This window comes from Lysobacter antibioticus, assembly GCF_000731095.1.
GTDB classification, from domain to species: Bacteria; Pseudomonadota; Gammaproteobacteria; order Xanthomonadales; family Xanthomonadaceae; genus Lysobacter; species Lysobacter antibioticus_B.
The window spans coordinates 44,147-61,135 of the sequence record NZ_JMTZ01000004.1 but is presented as its reverse complement, the minus strand read 5'-3'; the positions used below and the strand labels follow the sequence as shown (position 1 = coordinate 61,135).

General features: G+C 57.2%; 9 protein-coding genes. 5 read left to right on the top strand and 4 right to left on the bottom strand.

Annotation, left to right across the window (positions count from 1 at the left end; genetic code table 11):
* Positions 1-9: 9 nt before the first annotated feature.
* The gene (locus EX88_RS25615) at positions 10-513 is read right to left on the bottom strand and encodes a hypothetical protein (RefSeq protein ID WP_152566032.1); all 504 of its coding nucleotides are present in this window, start codon (positions 511-513) and stop codon (positions 10-12) included.
* 561 nt (positions 514-1,074) lie between these two features.
* On the opposite strand from EX88_RS25615, the gene EX88_RS25610 reads away from it, so the two are divergent.
* On the top strand, positions 1,075-2,202 hold the full coding sequence (locus tag EX88_RS25610) for a hypothetical protein (RefSeq protein WP_152566031.1): 1,128 nt from the start codon (positions 1,075-1,077) through the stop codon (positions 2,200-2,202).
* 620 nt (positions 2,203-2,822) lie between these two features.
* On the opposite strand, the gene cpaB is transcribed toward EX88_RS25610, so the two are convergent.
* Entirely contained in the window at positions 2,823-3,533 is a 711-nt protein-coding gene (cpaB, locus tag EX88_RS25605) for a metalloprotease secretion chaperone CpaB (RefSeq protein ID WP_152566030.1), read from the bottom strand.
* Between the two features lie 151 nt (positions 3,534-3,684).
* Entirely contained in the window at positions 3,685-5,457 is a 1,773-nt protein-coding gene (gene cpaA, locus EX88_RS25600; protein ID WP_161786058.1) for a metalloendopeptidase CpaA, read from the bottom strand.
* Between the two features lie 1,226 nt (positions 5,458-6,683).
* Between cpaA and EX88_RS0101210 the strand changes: the two genes are divergently transcribed.
* From EX88_RS0101210 to EX88_RS0101195, 4 genes are all read left to right on the top strand, one after another.
* Positions 6,684-8,798 (top strand): type I restriction-modification system subunit M, encoded by a 2,115-nt coding sequence (locus EX88_RS0101210; protein WP_031370205.1) that lies wholly within the window; start codon positions 6,684-6,686, stop codon positions 8,796-8,798.
* Complete coding sequence (locus EX88_RS23375) at positions 8,799-10,103, top strand: restriction endonuclease subunit S (RefSeq protein WP_051884295.1); 1,305 nt, start codon at positions 8,799-8,801, stop codon at positions 10,101-10,103. It abuts the gene before it with no gap.
* Positions 10,104-10,144: 41 nt separating this feature from the next.
* Positions 10,145-13,405: a type I restriction endonuclease subunit R gene (locus tag EX88_RS0101200; protein WP_031370203.1), complete on the top strand. Its 3,261-nt coding sequence runs from the start codon at positions 10,145-10,147 to the stop codon at positions 13,403-13,405.
* A gap of 1,137 nt (positions 13,406-14,542) precedes the next feature.
* The gene (locus EX88_RS0101195; protein WP_152566028.1) at positions 14,543-15,091 is read left to right on the top strand and encodes a hypothetical protein; all 549 of its coding nucleotides are present in this window, start codon (positions 14,543-14,545) and stop codon (positions 15,089-15,091) included.
* Positions 15,092-15,170: 79 nt separating this feature from the next.
* On the opposite strand, the gene EX88_RS0101190 is transcribed toward EX88_RS0101195, so the two are convergent.
* Positions 15,171-16,340, bottom strand: a complete 1,170-nt coding sequence (locus EX88_RS0101190) for a S1 family peptidase (RefSeq protein WP_152566027.1) — start codon at positions 16,338-16,340, stop codon at positions 15,171-15,173.
* Positions 16,341-16,989: the final 649 nt, after the last annotated feature.

Sequence of the window (16,989 nt, the reverse complement as noted above, 5' to 3'; positions counted from 1 at the left end):
TAGTTCGCTCTACTTCAGGCGCGTGACGCCCGATGCGAAGCATGGGGCGCTACCGGTGGGCTTAGGGCCGCAGACCGAAACCAAAGAGCCCTCGGGCGTTGCGGCTTTTACGTGCACGCCGAAAGCACCGCCAGGGGCGGTCCATATTTCGCCAGATTTGAACATCGAGCCTTCGTTATTCGAACGATTGGCCGGCGGGACGTCTGCATCGACACTGAAAGCAGGGGGCGAAGCCTGAGTGTCGACTCGGTGGATAATTACCGCATCGCCTGCCAGGTTGCTTTCGTAGTCTCCGTCTTGTTTGCGCGCCTCGATCGTGTAATAGCGCGATGAAGGCTGGCCGGGCAGGGGCACGAGTACCATCTGGCTATTGCTAGATCCCGAAAGGCTGGCGCGGTCCAGCTCTATGTTCAGCCTATCGCTGCCCGCGGCAAGCGTAATCCTTCGCGCCGAGTCGGCCCAGGCCAATCTTGAGCGGCCATATGCGCTCAGGTGCTTGAGGAGTCGGCTCATAGGTCGAGTCGCTCAGGGCGTTGTACCAGGGGGCGCTCATGACGTCACAAGGATTGTCGTAAGGATCTCCGTCGCCGTCGGAATTGTTCGCGTGCGGAAGGCCGTATCCGCGTTCCATCTCATGAGCCAGCGGTGCCAGGTTGTTGAACGACCAGGGCGGGTTCCGGTTTGTACTCCAGCACCTATAGATTCCGTCCAGCGTCGCGCATTTGCCGCCTTCCCAAGCGTACCCGCCGAGATCGCTATTGAGCATCATGTTGATGCCCTGGACTCCACCGTGCAAGGTTCCTGTCGAGGCAGGCGCTATTTAGTCTGCGCAGCGGCCTGGGGGGCGAAATAGATCGACCAAGTGACGATATGCGTTCGCGTCCGCCTGTTCGCGTCACCATCGGCGCTTGGCAAGGCTAGGGCGGCTGCGAGGAATGGGTTTCATAGAGCGAATGCTCTAAGCGCGAAGGGCATACCGTATTAAACATATCGCTGTTCACGTCTCAAGGAACTGGGTCTGCCTATCGTTACTCCGTCGAGTAAATATAGCGCGCTCATACCAAGGAGGTGCATATGCTGTTAACAGGTTTCTCTCATTCAATTGGGCATGAGGTCGGCGTAGAGCAAGTACTGTCTATCCTGGCGAGTCGCGAAGGCATTCAGTTCTCGGCTGACACTGATGAAATTCCAGAAATATGGCGAGAACATATTCGTCAGGATATCGAATGCCCCTCTTGCTTTGTAAGGGGCGCAGAGATTGCCAAGGTTCCCGCCTCTTCTGTCGGAATATCGAGGCGGCGTTGGTGCTTTCAATTTTCCCGGGAGGGCTCGCTTACAAATCATTCCGTGGAGTGCGATTTCTTCGGTGGAAAAGCTGGAGGGCTGCCTGCGAACATGGTGCGGTTTGATACCGGTAGAACTATGATCAATAGAGGCGTTGGAGAGCTGGTTGCCAGGGCGATAAGGCTGAAGATAATTGATGATGGTTCTGCCCGAGGCCTGCGCGAGTGGATTTTCAATTTAAGGAAGGAGTCGAAATTCATCGTAACTCTGGATCCACGCGTGCCAATATGGATCCAGGGGCTGCACGGATCGCTAGAGGTAGACTACGAGGCGCTCCCGTATGAAGTCGAACTCACTAGAAAAATAGTCAATATTCCGGGCTTTGATTGGCGCACCGCAGCTACGGTTGTGTATAGGGGGCAGCATCGAGAGCTGTTTGAAATTCTCCGTCGCGAACGACTATGGCTGCACGAATCAGCTGGGCGGATAGCGGGCTTGGCAAGTACGTATCAAGGCCGATATGTATTAGATCGTGCATCAATTCGGGTTGAGTATGAAAAGGCATTGCGTTTGGCGACGTTCATATCGATACATTGTTCGCCAATCAATTGTGCGCCTGGAGCTAAGAGATCATCGCGTGAACCCGCATTGCTCGCATTCGCGACATTGCTGCTATTTGTCTCAGGGTGGGAATTCGGTGCGGCGATCGACCGATTGGCAGTTGTTATGAATGACCAGTCGAGGCGCTCGGGTGGAGAGGAGCTCTCAAATTTTACGAGTGTCAATCCTTTTGACGATTATGAGGCTTGGGATGAGTTGAAGCGTTTACAGGCATTGCCTGGCTTTCGTACTGGCAAGCTGAATATGAGGGTGGAGCTTTTGGAGATAGAGAGGCAGCTTCGAGCTGATTTTTCATAGAAGATGTCTTCAATCGGCAGGTTCTTGAAACTTGCTATATCCAATTTGCTCGTCAGGTCGAACCGCGCAGCGCGCATTGGATCTATCGGGCCTTATCAGTATGCGGAGGCTGACGGATGCCACGAGTCGGTACAAGAAATTGATTCGAAAGAGGCGTCCGGTCGGGAAGAATATAGTCCGCGAGGAAGGCCGGGTGTCTCGCGATTCCTTAGCAGCGTGCCCACGCCCTTACCAAGTTTGGCGTCGCTAAGCTCGAACGCGAACCGGCGCTGATTCAAGTTCGCCGGTGGTAACGACCGTCCAGAGGCTCGTCCCATTTGCCCTTCTGTGAGCCGTAGGTGTCGTGGTTGAGATCCTCATTGGTGGATGCAGCGTGTGTCAACGCGCCGCCTACTATGCTCTCAATCAGCAAGTCACTATTGTTCTGGATAGGGTCCTAACCGGTGCTCGGAACCACCGCATCTCTGTCGACTTCCGGCAGTATGCGCTTGCATCGATGTTCAAGTGCCAGCGGCCTGTTCGCTATTCGAACTACCAAGGCAACACGTCGCTGTTCAAGCGTGCTACGCCGTTCATCTCGGCAGATGTCGGAGGGCTTGATCGACCAGGTGCTATTTTCGTTAGTAAGATTGGGCGGTCGAAGCTAACCCTGCAGTGTCGACGTAATCGAAGCCGTCGTCGGGTAGATGGAAATCCTTAGCTTGATCAACAATCCAGCCGAGACCGTTCTTTGCTTCCAAATTAAAGCTTCCAATAGGTGTTTCGAAATTGCCTAGCACGTAGTCGTCGATCATGGTCTGACTGATCGAGAATCCGTTTTGAGTCGAGTTGAAGTCTTCAAACGTTCCCGACCACCGGATGATATCGCCGTTCACTTCGACGCTATCTATAGCGCCACGTAATGCTAGACCTGTACTAGGCAAGTAGACCGTAATCGCGTCGCCCACGTCCTTTGACTCGAGCACATACAGGTCGTAGACGACAAACTGGCGGCCATCATTGATTTGCTCCTCTGTAAGCTTCAATTTCCCGGCTATGACTGCTTTCGGGTCTGCTAGCTGTAGAATATCCGTGCGCAGTCGCGCTGCCTTTAGATGCGTCTCGTCCAGCAGGAATGTCGCTCTGCGCCGCGTGGCGAAGGCGTGAAGGCTGCTACTTGCGAGGATGTTTGGTGAGGGTGAGCCAGTAGTTGGTGTTGCCGTATTGAGCAACTTGTCTCGCGAAGCACTATATGTAAATCGTGGCAGTGGGTTGTGATGCAGTAGTGCCCAGGCGATGGAAATGCTTATCAGCACGAGCGTGAGTTCAACGGAGTGATCTCGTTTTTTCATGGAATGCTCTCAAGGCGGCAACGGTTCCACCGGTTGCTGGGAGCGAGTCCGGCAGAGCCCCCGATGAAGCGAGTTCAACCGGCTATAGCAAAATTGGCACTCGAGTTAAGCAGTTTGGCTGGTCTACGCCGGCCAAACTGCAGAGAAGGGCCTAGAAGTATTCGGATACGAGCTTAGATCGTTCATTCATTGCCCGAACCGAATCAGTCACGTTCGCTATGCCCATTGGCATATCGAGCGCTACATCCGAGGTTGCTGTATACAGGTTTGGATTCGAGTAATAAGGTATGGCGTTTCCGCCCATCACATCCCTGATTAAACTGTATCCCTTGGCGTAAGGGGCTGATCCCCCGACTGGAGAGTCGCCATGGTTTAAGCCCATGTTATGACCGAACTCATGACGCATGACATTCGTGCCGCATGCAAGTGAGCCGGTTCCGATCATGTAGTTCTTTCCGGCCGTGAGCCAAGCCAGGCCGCAACCCTCTTCGGTCCCTTCATAGTAGACGGCGTCAGCGGCCAGTTGCGAGCGTGTCGATATGACGACTGGGTCCTTGAGGGCGATACTGAGGACGTCACCTAATGTGTTGGCTACGAACTGGCGTTTGAGCAAGCCGACAGCTTTAACGTAGAAGTTGGCTTTGGAGTTTTCGAGGGCTTCGTTGGTTAGTCGTAATCCGTCCAGCAGTCGCATCTGAGCTGCGGTTTCCCCCAGATGCGCAGCGGCTTCTTCGCTATAGATCAACAGCATGGTAATAAGGCGGGTGTCGAGCGACCAAGCACCTGTTGCATTTCGAATGAAACGGATGGATTCGCCACGACGAACAAGAGTTGCTCCAAACGTAGTGTTCAGGCCAGTAACAGTGAAGTCGGATGCCGCATCGCTCTTGACGATAACTCGATCACCCGGCAGGGCCCCGATCGGAAGATGTACTAGTGGCATCCAGTTGCCATTCGATGAGGTATAGCGAGCGGTAGGCGATTTCATGTCCGGTAGCTGCGGATTGCCGATGCTATTCGCTGTGAATGTTAGAGTCGGGCTAGATTGCACAGCCCAGCGCGTGCGTTCCCTGATGTAGGTGAACTCATAGCGAGATCCATTAAAGATCTTCAGTGTAGAAGTAGTATCTACATTTGCGTTTGAGATGGTCGCGATACCGCTCGCATCAGAGCTAATGGTCACGCGGTCGCGGTCACCTGCAGATGCAGGAAGGCGGATTTCTTGAATTGAACTGCCATCGCTGAATTTGACTTGCGTGTTCGGCACGATAGGTGCCTGCATCTGAGGGCCTGCAGTCGCGGCATTCAGTGTCACGATCGGTGTCTTAATGCTGATCCAGCGTTGCAGGTTGGCGCGATAGGTGAAGGCGTATTGATCGCCGGTCCGTACGTTGAATGTGCTTGAGTATTTTATGTTCTGCGGGCTGATACGACTGGCTACCGAGGCGGTAGATGAAATGACAATCAAGCTGCCATCTGGGGCGGTCGCAGGAAGAGTAACTGTCTGCGCCCAGTCGCCGTTGGCTAATTTGAAGCGCAGAAAATTTCCGGCGGGGAACGAAGAAATGGTTCCGCTGCCGCCATTGGTGTTCGGACTAAGCGTAGGGCCATCGAAACTCCATTGCTGACGCGCAGCTTGATAGACAAAAGTTAGGTTATCGCCGGCGCGCACTCGCATCGAACTCAAAGGATAGTCTGTGTTCGTCGTAACTAGCTGACTGTCATAGGCGGCTACGGAATGAATTGATACCTTGTACTGATCACCGGCGGCGTTGGATAGGGTTAGCCTTGGTGCCCAGTCCCCGTTTCGGAGATGGAAGTCAATCGTGGGGTAGGTGCCTGGAATATTTCCTCCGCCGATTTGATTAGGACTCAGATCGATTGCCATCGCTTTCAATGAAACGAGTGTGAGAACAATGGTCATAAGTATCTTGATCACTGTATTCGTCTCCATAGTTTGAGTGGTGGGGAGCGTGGCCGGAGTTCTGGGATAGCGTTAGCTGGCTTCGATTGCTTGATATGGCGTGTTGTAATCTCAAGCGTAGGTAGGTGAAATGCGCAGAGGTGACTCGTTGAGTGAGCGAGGGTCTGAGACTGCGAATTACACTTCGTCGCTATCGTAATGATTGAGCGAAGGGCAACGTCGTGCTTTGTCACAACGTGAGCGTTGGTGAGCGCTCTGCTTGATTGTTGGCGATTTGATAATGCCGGAGTCTATTTCTTGAGGTAGGCATCATGGGCTCTGTGAAGAGGGTCAGATTCTATAGATCGGTATGAATGTAGAGCCTATGGAGATCACGGATCGAGCTCCGGTGAAGCCGCTTCGTCGCATAGGCTTTGGTGTCTGAAGGCTGCGCGCTGAGCTCAGGCGATCGATCTTCGAGCTGGACGTAAATGCGTTTTCGGCATAGGTCTTGCAGCTGTGTGCCAAGACATCAGCTGTCAACAGCGTTGTTGCTGATGTGAGCGGCAAGATGAACTAAGAGATAGCTGGTCGACTTAAGCAGTGTCGCAGCCGATTTCAAGGCTGAAACACGGCGGCGATGTTCGATTGGTCGCCTGATCGGCGGCGTTGCCACGAGCGGTAAGTTGGGCGACTCGCTCAAGGGATCATAGTTCGGCGCGCTAGAGATACAGTTCCGAACGCATCGCAGTTGCTCACTGGGGTGAACATTCGTCAAGCATTGCGACCTCCCCAGTGTCGAGAGCACCCGCCCGAGCGCTTGGTGCGCGATACGCGGATCGCCTCGAAGTGATCGGGGCGCAATCCATTCCTTCGTAGGGCAGATCTCGCTCCTTGACGCAGAATGGGCTAGTTGCGGAAGCGCCTAACGACAGCCTTTCGTGACGCGGATTTGATCGGAGGAAGGACGGTTTCCGCTGTCCGCTTTGGGCCGACTACGGGCGGCGACTGGCCGAAATCACTAAGGGCCAGTAAAATGCTTCGCTGGCCCAGGAGCCCCACTGGCCCGTCAAGAGGGGGTGAAGCGGGTTCCCGTGGCTCCACCAGTCCTCATTTGCCCCCAACAACCCCCAAACGCCCCCATTAGCCCGTCAAGAGGGTTTGAACCGGGTTCCGCTGGCTCCACCACTCCTTCCGGAAGGGCGTTTATCTCCCCCTCGGCACGTTGAGAGAGCCCCCTAAACAGAATGAATCGCGACCAGCTAAAAAAACTCGAAAACGACCTGTGGTCAGCAGCCGACAAGCTCCGGGCCAACTCCGACCTCAAGGCCAGCGAGTACAGCACGCCGGTTCTGGGCTTGATCTTCCTGAAGTTCGCCGACAACAAGTATCGCCAGCACGAAGCGGCTATCAAGCAGGAGTTCAAGAAGCTCCAAGGTACTCGCCGGGAGCGGAGCGAAGAGAAAATCGCCATCGAGAAGTGCGGTTTCTATCTGAAGCCCCAGGCCCGCTACGACTACCTGCTGAACCTGCCCGAGAAGGAAAACATCGCCAAAGCCATTCGTGCAGCGATGGCCAGCATCGAGAAGACCAAGCCCGAGCTGCTGGGCGTGCTGCCGCAGGAAGAGTACGACCGCTTTACCCGCAGCGACAAGAACAAGCATATCCCCAAGGACCTGCTCAAGCTCTTCTCCGACATTCCGGTGGATGCTACGGGCGACGTGTTCGGCCAGATCTACGAATACTTCCTGGCTAACTTCGCGCTGAGCGAGGGCCAGGGCGGCGGCGAGTTCTTCACGCCGCGCTCCGTCGTCAAGCTGATGACCGAGATCATCGAGCCACATGGCGGCAAGGTGTTCGACCCCGCCTGCGGCTCCGGCGGCATGTTTGTACAGTCGGCAGATTTCATTCTCCAGCACCAGGCCGACAAGGCCGCCGACCTGGACGTCTTCGTCTGCGGCACCGAGAAGACGCTGGAGACGGTCAAGCTCGCCAAAATGAACCTCGCGGTGAATAACCTGCGCGGCGACATCAAGCAGGCTAACACCTATTACGAAGACCCCTTCAACGCCTTTGGCGCCTTCGATTACGTGATGGCCAACCCGCCTTTCAACGTAGACGACGTGACGCTGGACGCCGTGGAGAAGGACCGTCGCTTCAACACCTACGGTGTGCCTCGCAACAAGACCAAGGCCAAGGCGTCGGGTGGTGGCAAGGGCGGCAAGGAAAAAGCTGTCGAGACCGTGCCCAACGGCAACTACCTTTGGATAAACCTCTTCGCCACGTCCCTTAAGCCCGGCGGCCGCGCCGCGTTGGTGATGGCCAATTCGGCCAGTGATGCCCGCCACTCCGAGGCGGACATCCGCCGCACGCTGATCGAGCAGAACCTTATCTACGGCATGCTCACGCTGCCGTCCAACCTGTTCTACACCGTCACCCTGCCGGCCACGCTGTGGTTCTTCGACAAGGGCAAGACCGATGAGAAGGTACTGTTCATCGACGCGCGCAACATCTTCACCCAGGTCGACCGCGCCCACCGCGAGCTGAGCGACGAGCAGATTCAGAACATCGCCCTCATTCCCCGCCTGCACAAGGGCCGCCGCCAGGAGTTCGTGGACCAGGTGGACCGCTACCTGCATCAAGGCATGGCTCAGCTCAAGGAGGCGGCCGAGCACCTGCCGGCCTTGAGCGAGCGCTTGCTGGCCGTGCTGGCCGAAGAGGCGGCCGATGCCGAAACCAGCCAGGCCGCGCACAACGCCATCACCGCGCTGCAGGCTCAGTGGGGCCAGCTCGCCGCGCTGCAGCAAGCCCAGGCCCAGCACGAACGCACCCGCGGCCAGAAGCACAGCGTGGATGACCGCAACGCCGCCCAGCATACGCTGCGCGCCCGGTTCACGCCCTTCTTCAGCGGCCTGCACGCCGCCGTGAAGGCGCTGGACAAGGCCATCCGCGAGATGGACAAGCGCAAGGTTGAAGCCGCCAAGGCAGACGGCAGGCGCGCCACCGCCAACCGCCAGACCAAGGGCGTGAAGGCGGCGGTACAGGCTCTGCACGACGAGCTAAAGGCCGCCGAGCTGTACTACCAGCACGTGAGCTGGCTGCAGGAGCGTTTCCCCAAGGCCACTTACGAAGATGTCACCGGACTGTGCAAGCTGGCCAGCCGTGAGGAGATTGCCGAGCAGGATTGGTCGCTCAATCCGGGTCGGTATGTCGGCGTGGTCATGGAGGAGGATGGGAAGACCGAGGAGGAGTTCTTGATGGAGCTCGCTGAAGCGGGTGATGAATTGGCGGAATTGCAGAGCGAGGCTCACAAGCTCGAAGCAGTGATCGCCAGGAATCTCGCAGCACTGACGGGGCTCTGAATGAAGCTCTTCCCCGATCACTGGAAAACCGATCCCGTCAGTGCGCTCTGCACCGACGTGGTGGACTGCGTGAACAAGACGGCGCCCATCGTTGACGGCCCCACTGAGTACAAGATGATTCGCACGACCAACGTGAAAGCTGGTCGAATCAATCTGGAAGATTGCCGGTACGTTGACGAGGCCACGTTTATCAAATGGACTCGACGTATCCAGCCGAAGCGCAATGACATAGTACTGACACGCGAGGCGCCTCTGGGCGAAGTGGGCCTACTGCGTAGCGATGAATCCGTCTTTCTGGGGCAACGGACGATGCTGTATCGAGCTAATCCCAAGAAGCTGGATCAGCGATTTCTGTATTACTCGATGCTCAGCACGTTGGTCCAAGGCCAGATCAGGTCCCAGGGCTCAGGCGCCACGGTCGAGCATCTGCGGGTGCCCGACGCCGAGTCCTTCCTGGTCGCCTATCCGCCGTTGGATGAGCAGTGCCGCATCGCCGCGCTACTCTCTGCTTACGATGACCTGATTGCCAACAACCAGCGCCGCATCGTCTTGCTGGAGTCCATGGCCGAAGAAATCTACCGCGAGTGGTTTGTGCGGATGCGCTTTCCTGGGGGTGGCGTGATTGCGGCTGACAGCTTGCATCCCCCCGGCTGGGAGCGCCGACCTATTGGCGAAATGACCTCCTTGATCAAGCGCGGTATTTCTCCGACCTATGATGATCAAGCAGAGTATCGTGTCATCAACCAGAAGTGCATCCGTAACGGGCGCCTGAGCATGAGCGAAGCGCGAACGCACTCGACAGCAACATCAGAAGACAAGTTGCTTCTTTCAGGCGACATCTTGGTCAACTCGACCGGCGCCGGCACACTTGGCCGAGCTGCAGTCTTCGATATTGATCTCCACGGAGTGAGCTGCGATAGCCATGTCACGATTATTCGACCTAAGGACATTGCCCTTTACGGCGAGTTCTTGGCCTACACGGTCCAGCTCCTTCAAAATTACTTTGAATCCATGGCATCGGGTTCAACAGGGCAGGCCGAACTGAGCCGAGAACTCATCAGCCGCACCAACGTACTAGTACCGCAGTCCGAAATACTCCTCCGATTCGCTGCAGCCGCCGGGCCGATTCGAAAGCAACGACGCGTGCTGCTCGAACAAAACGAGCGGCTTGCGAAACTGCGCGACGCCCTGCTCCCCCGCCTGATCTCCGGCAAACTCCGTGTCGATGCGTTAGACATCCAGTTCCCGCCCAGCATGTTGCCGACGCTCGAAGGGGCGGCAGAGCCGGCGACCCCGCTCAGTTAGCAAGTCTTCTTCCCCACAACCAGCAACACCAGGAAGGTGTCATGGCCGCCGCGAAGAACTTCATCAGCGAAGACGACATCGAGCAGGCCCTGCTGCAGCGGCTCCAGCACCTGTGCGGCTTCGATGCGCTGAATTGCTTCACGGCCCAGTCCGACGACCTGAACGACGGCTCCGGCCGCACCGACAAGCGCGAGGTGATCCTGGCCGACCGGCTGCGCGCCGCGCTGGAGCGACTGAATCCGCAGGCCCCGACCCACGCATTGGACCAAGCCCTGGCCGAGTTGCTGCTACCGCGCACCGCAATGAGCCTGGTAGCGGCCAACCGTGAGATGGATGCTTTGCTGCGCGATGGCGTGCCCGTGACCTACAAGCCCCAAGCTGGGCCCCAGGCGGGCCAGACGGTGACCGAGCGGCTGCGTGTGATTGACTTCGACGCGCCCGAGCCGCAGAACGGACGCAACCACTACTTGGTGGTGACGCAGCTCTGGGTGCGTGGCGAGCATGGCTACCGGCGGCCCGACATGCTGTTGTATGTGAACGGGCTGCCGCTGGTGTTCATCGAACTGAAGAACAGCAATGTCAAGTTGCGAGCAGCCTTTGAAGACAACCTCACTACCTACAAGGCCGAGATCCCACAGCTTTTCACCGCCAATGCCCTATGTTTGTTGAGCAACGGCATCGAGACCAAGCTGGGTAGCATTACCGCGCAGTGGGAGCACTTCTTCAACTGGCTTCGGGTGGACGACGAGAAAGAAGCGCTTGACCGTTCGGCCATTGCGGCGCAAGGCCTGAGCGTGGAACGGGTGGTGCTGGGGTTGCTGAAGCCAGAGAAGTTGCTCGACTACGTGGAAAACTTTTGTGTGTTCTACCGCGAGACACAGAAGGTGATCGCGCAGAATCACCAGTTTCTCGGCGTGAACAACGCCTTCGCGCAGTTCCAGCGCCGCCGCGAGCTAAAAGGCAGGCTGGGCGTGTTCTGGCACACCCAGGGCTCGGGCAAGAGTTTCTCGATGGTGTTCTACACACGCAAGATTTTCCGGAAGCTCACCGGCAACTTCACCTTCGTCGTCGTGACCGACCGCGACGACCTGGACGGACAGATCTACCGCAACTTCCTGCACACCGGTGTGGTGGCTCCGAAGGACGATGTTCGCCCACGCGATAGCGCCAAGCTGCGCGAGATGCTGGGCAAGAACAAGCGCGTGGTGTTCACTCTTATCCAGAAATTCCGCTACGACAAAGGCAGGGACTACCCGCTGCTGTCCGACCGGGACGACATCGTCGTCATCGTGGACGAGGCGCATCGCACGCAGTACGCCGGCCTGGCCGCGAACATGCGCGCCGGCCTGCCGCGCGCCAACTTCTTTGCCTTCACCGGCACGCCGCTGCTGGGCAAGGAGCGCAAGACAAACGCCTGGTTTGGCGATTATGTGTCGGAATACAACTTCCAACAGAGCGTGGAGGATGGCGCCACGGTGCCACTGTTTTACGAGAAGCGCGTGCCTGAGGTGTTGATCCAGAACGACGACCTGAGCGAGGAGTTCGCGGAGATCCTGGAGGAAGAGAACCTCGACGCCGAAGCGCAGGAGAGGCTGGAAAAGCGCTTTGCGCAGGAGATGGAGGTCGTCAAGCGCGAGGACCGGCTGGACACGATTGCGCGCGACATCGTCTACCACTTCCCGCGCCGCGGCTACCTGGGCAAAGGCATCGTCATCTCGGTGGACAAGTTCACCGCCGTGACCATGTTCCACAAGGTGCAGGCGCTCTGGAAGGCCGAGCTCAAGGTATTGAACGGCCGTATCGCGGCCACCAGTAACGATGTGGAACGCCAGCGCCTGAAGCAGCTCAAGGCCTGGATGGGTGCGGTGCAGATGGCGGTGATCGTCAGCGAAGAAGCCGGCGAGGAAGAGAAGTTCGCCAAGAAGAAGCTGGACATCAAGCCTCACCGGCGGCGCATGAGCGCGCTGGACGAACACGGCCACGACATCGAGTTTAACTTCAAGGAACCCGAGCACCCGCTGCAACTGGTGTTCGTCTGCGCAATGTGGCTAACAGGCTTCGATGCGCCGACGGTCAGCACGCTCTATCTGGACAAGCCGATGCAGGGTCACACGCTCATGCAGACCATCGCGCGGGCCAACCGCGTGAGCAGTCATGAAATTCTGGGTGTAGCCAAGCGGCACGGGGAGATCGTGGACTACTACAACGTCTTCCGCCGTATGAAAAAGGCGTTGAAAGACTATGCCGCCGGCCCCGAGGACGAAGAGCTGCCCGTGCAGGACAAGAGCCAGCTCTTCGCCCTGTTGGACGAGGCCATCGAGCAAGGTCTGGCGTACTGCCATAGCCAGGAGGTGCCGCTGCACGAGGCGCTGGACCGGGGCGACGTATTCACCAAACTGGGCCAGTTCAACGGCTTTGCCAACACGTTGCTGGCCTCCGAGGAACAGCGCAAATCTTTTAACGTCTACGAGAACACGGTCTCGTCGCTGTACGAGGCCTGCAAGCCCGAAGTGCTCCACCAGAAGAAGGGCCGCGTTGTGTCGGCCTTCCAGTACCTGCGCGGGGTAATGGATAGCATCGTGGAGCAGGCCGACATCGACAGCGCAGTGCAGCGCATCGAGGCGCTGCTGGATGCCAGCGTGGTCGTGGACAACACCGAGGCCTTCTCGGTCAAGGAATTCGAAGCGCAGTACAACATCGTGCAGCGTGGCAAGGCCTGGGACCTGAGCAAGGTGAACGTCGAGAAGCTGCGCGAGGAGTTCAAGAACGCGCCCTTCAAGAACATCGAGATCGCAGACCTCCAGGCCTTCTTGCAGCGCAAGCTGGCCGAGATGCTGGCGCAGAACACCACGCGCGGGGACTTCTTGCAGCGGCTGCAGAACGTGATTGACGCCTATAACTCGGGTGCCACCTCCACCGAGAATTACTACGAAGAGTTGACTGCCTATGCCCAGGAGCTCAAGGAAGAGGCTGAGCGCCATATCCGCGAGGGGCTAACCGAGGATGAATTGGAGCTTTTCGATCTTCTGAAGAAAGACGCCCTCACTCAGGACGAAACGCGGCGCGTGAAGCTTGCGGCCAAGCATTTGCTGCGGCGCTTAGTGGAAGAGCAACCTAAGGTGCTGGTGCAGAACTGGCACCAGAGTACGCAGACGCAGCAGCAGGTACGAGCTGAGATCGAACGCGTGCTCGATGCCGACCTGCCGGAAAGCTATGACCGTACCACCTTCAAGCAGAAGTGCGACAACGTCTACGACCTCGCCATCGAGTACGCGCTGCGCGGCAGGAAGTGGGCAGCATGAGCGCGGGTTAGCGACGGTTTGCAGGAGGAGTGGCCCATACCGCATGCCGTACCAGTCCATCATGCTCACCCCTCTAGGAAAGTTCTCGATAAGCCAGTGGCCGATGAACGTCTCGGGGTGTACGTGACGTGATCGAGTGCTGCGAACGCGGTCATCCGGTTGCTCTGAAAGAGAGTCTCGCGTTAGGCGACCGTTGCGTCGAGACCGGATTGCGGCGATATGCCTCCTGGCTTGCTGACGATGCGGCAAAGCCGCAGCCTCGCCAAGACGATCATCATGATCGTGGATTACTCTGGAGGAACCGTAGATGATCCTGGGTAATCAACAGAGTAGGAGTCCGGCTGCCCACGATCCACCAACATCGGTGGTCAATTCGTCCCCTCCCGCAAAAACGGCGCTTTTAGCCGTTTTCTGGCGGCTTGTGTATTTGATATATCTGCGTCGTCGCCCTAGTTACGGTCTGGCGCGCTCTGCGCTAAGCCCTCCGGATTTCCAGCCGACCTGCTGAAAACTAGCTCTGACCAGGTTATCTAAGAGGATCGAATGCAACCAGGAACCTGCTGCGGACAAGGCTATGAAGCCAGTGCGAGCGGATCACACTGGACAATCGATACTGGCACGCGGCCAGGGCGCCGACGCTCAATGCGCAGTGGACGAACTATGGAGATGTCTTTGCCTTAGCCGGCTACCGCCGAGATGCCGGGTGCGTGCAACTTCGAGGGCTGGTGAAGGCGGGGAGCGGGGACGCCGTTGTCTTCGTGCTTTCCGCAGGGTTCCGCCCCACCCGCGCAGCAGATCTATATGGCCGTGAGCGATTCGAGCACTCCGGCGCGCATTGATGTCAGAACCAGTGGAGAAAATCTGGTGTCGCAGCCGGGCGCGGGAGCGCTCGGCTGGCTATCCCTGGATGGCATCACGTTCTTTGCCGAATAGCAGGTGCGGGCGCCAGCAAATGACATTCACTGCTATGTATTTGGTTTGATGATGATGAAGCTCCTCATCCTGCCGTCGAGCATCCAATATGGACGGCCATTTCGGGGGGGGGATTTGCTAACGTCGCCACATGAACGAGGCACAGGAAGTCAGTATAGTGGCTAAGCGACACGATCAAACGGCTCTCGTTACAAGGAGGTTTCTATGAAAAGATCAATTTTCGTCCTGGCAGCCGCGACACTACTTTCTAGCGTCGCATTCGCTCAAACACGCCAGGAGCCTATTGCCAGCCACTACGCAGCGGAGCGCGGCGTTACCACAGCTGAGGCTTCTCGAAGGCTAAGCCACGTCGACGAAGCTTTAAAAGTGAAGGAAGCGGCCGAAGCTAAGTACCCCGATACATTCGGAGGGCTGTACATCCAACACGAGCCGACCTACCGAGTCATCGTGAAATTCAGTCGGGATGCCGAATCGAGCTTGCGGAGCTTGACGGCTGACGTGGCATTCGTACCTGTCAAGTCCGCGTATTCGATTCGGGATCTAGAGAAGAAGGCGACTCAAGTCGCAACCATACTTAAGGACAAGGGCATTCAATGCTCGACTAACGTCGATCCGAAAGAGTCGACTGTAGTCGTATGGCTCGATAAAGCGGACGTTGACAGCGCCCGGGCAAAGCTCGTCGGCGAAGGGCTTGACTTGACGGTGGTTCAATTCTTCCCATATGAGAAGGTCGAACTCACTAAGAACAATTGATTAGGTGGCACGCCCGGGGAGAATTCGACGCAGTCAGCGCGCTCGCCGACTGCGTCGTTGTTTCAATTGCTCGGTCAGGTCAGTTGGTCTTCAGCATGATCGACAATCCAGCTGCAGCAAACTGATCCGATGGCATAAAAAATAGCTCCTTCACAGTCGAAGTCCCGTCCCCTCCCCGACCATGGACCATGCCATAGGCGGCATACCCAATACCATCGTGCCAGGCATAAACTGGGCCGCCACTGTCGCCATGATCGGTCATCATGTCCCCGTTCTGGTTGTGAACTTGGATGTACGTTCCAAGTACTCTGTTATAGAGGTGGGTGTAATCAAGGCGGGCGATATCGCCGCACGTCAAAAACGTTCTGTGGCCGTATTTGCAGACATGCTGGCCGACGATCATCTGCGCTTTGGTGCGTATTGCTCGAATATCAGGGGTTGCGGACCCTGCCTGAATGCTAGGATCTAAATAGTAGATCGAGGAAGTGTATCGGTGCCATTGGATATCAAATGAGCCCGCGTTCTTCTCGCTGATCCTCGGAATAAGCAGTCCAGTGTTGTTCCATATTCTAATTTCGTCGTCGCAATGGCCAGCAGTGGTAACTACGGGTGTGCCATCGGCGAGTTTTGAGTGAAAACCAGAGGTGCAGTATTGTGTCGTGCCCCACAGGCGGTCGGCGCCCCGGTACGCAGCATATGGCGCGAACGTCGGCGTGACGAAGCCTTGCGCTGTTCTCCACTCATAGATGGAGTTGAGCCCCTTCGCATAGTTGGCCCCTATCCTGGGAGCATCCTCAGGCGCTACTTCGACTATTACCTTGGATTTACGTATGTCGATGCCCGCTGTGAATCGGACTGCACGACTGGAAAGATCCTCGGATATTGCGTCGAGTGCCTCACGGAGCTCGATCTCTGAGTAAGGTGCGGAATCCACCTGAAAGAAATCTCCGTGCATAAACTTCCGAGCCGAAGCTCCGGGCGCTTGTGTAAACCTGGCGACCACCTTGAACTTCGGTGTGTGCTCGATATGCATGCCCGCAAAGCTGTCAGGCGCAATATTTCGCAGCTTCGTCTGCGCCTCAATGGCCCGGTCCGTCGCCAGCATGCGACGCCGAGCTTCCACTGGGTCGATGCGATAGTAGTTTGCATACTCCGAAACAAATCCTAAGTGGTCCTTCGGCACTTCGGACATTGCCGGAAATGCTGCCGCTACTGCGCTCACGAATGCCGCAAATTTCCGTTGCTTCATCTGCTCTCTCCTTGTTGTAAATCGCTTCGTAGTCAGTTCTTCAGCGCACCAACAATTATCATGGTGAAACGGCGCACAAGCTGAGACGAGATTGCATTAGCGCGCCATGCTCGAACAGTGATCGAAAGTGGCCTGACGAGCAACGCGCGGATGGCGGTCTCTGCTCGCACAAGTAACGGTCCCTTGCTGGAAGATCAGAGTCCGATCTGCGCTGGCTACGGTTTCAGATCGGTGCGCAACAATCACTTTCGTGATGGCCAGCGACCGAACTCCCTCGTCTATCGGGAAACAAGATGCGGGGCTTCCTAAACATAGCGCGCTAGAATAACGCGCTGCTTCTGGCCGCCAGATAACGTACTCCCCATGTCCCCGATAACCGTTTGATAGCGCCTCGGCATCGTGTCGATTTCGTCGTGAATGCCGATCAGAGTCGTCGCCCTGATGACTTCTTGTCGCTGAGGGCGACTTGCCGCCGCTAAGCCAAGCCTAGTCGTGACATTGCTCGCCGGCCGCGCAAGCACGGCGCAGGATTATTTGCGACGCATCGGCGTGATCGCGGTCACGGCGAAAAACGCCGTGTCGCGGCAGCGGCTGGGCTCGAAGCCGCTGCCGCGCAGGCGTCGCCGCGGCGCTAGGGTCGTTCCTAGCT

Coding starts and splice junctions, on each gene's coding strand:
- EX88_RS25615 (WP_152566032.1), bottom strand. CDS start 513: ATGAGCCGACTCCTCAAGCACCTGAGCGCATATGGCCGCTCAAGATTG.
- EX88_RS25610 (WP_152566031.1), top strand. CDS start 1,075: ATGCTGTTAACAGGTTTCTCTCATTCAATTGGGCATGAGGTCGGCGTA.
- cpaB (WP_152566030.1), bottom strand. CDS start 3,533: ATGAAAAAACGAGATCACTCCGTTGAACTCACGCTCGTGCTGATAAGC.
- cpaA (WP_161786058.1), bottom strand. CDS start 5,457: ATGACCATTGTTCTCACACTCGTTTCATTGAAAGCGATGGCAATCGAT.
- EX88_RS0101210 (WP_031370205.1), top strand. CDS start 6,684: ATGAATCGCGACCAGCTAAAAAAACTCGAAAACGACCTGTGGTCAGCA.
- EX88_RS23375 (WP_051884295.1), top strand. CDS start 8,799: ATGAAGCTCTTCCCCGATCACTGGAAAACCGATCCCGTCAGTGCGCTC.
- EX88_RS0101200 (WP_031370203.1), top strand. CDS start 10,145: ATGGCCGCCGCGAAGAACTTCATCAGCGAAGACGACATCGAGCAGGCC.
- EX88_RS0101195 (WP_152566028.1), top strand. CDS start 14,543: ATGAAAAGATCAATTTTCGTCCTGGCAGCCGCGACACTACTTTCTAGC.
- EX88_RS0101190 (WP_152566027.1), bottom strand. CDS start 16,340: ATGAAGCAACGGAAATTTGCGGCATTCGTGAGCGCAGTAGCGGCAGCA.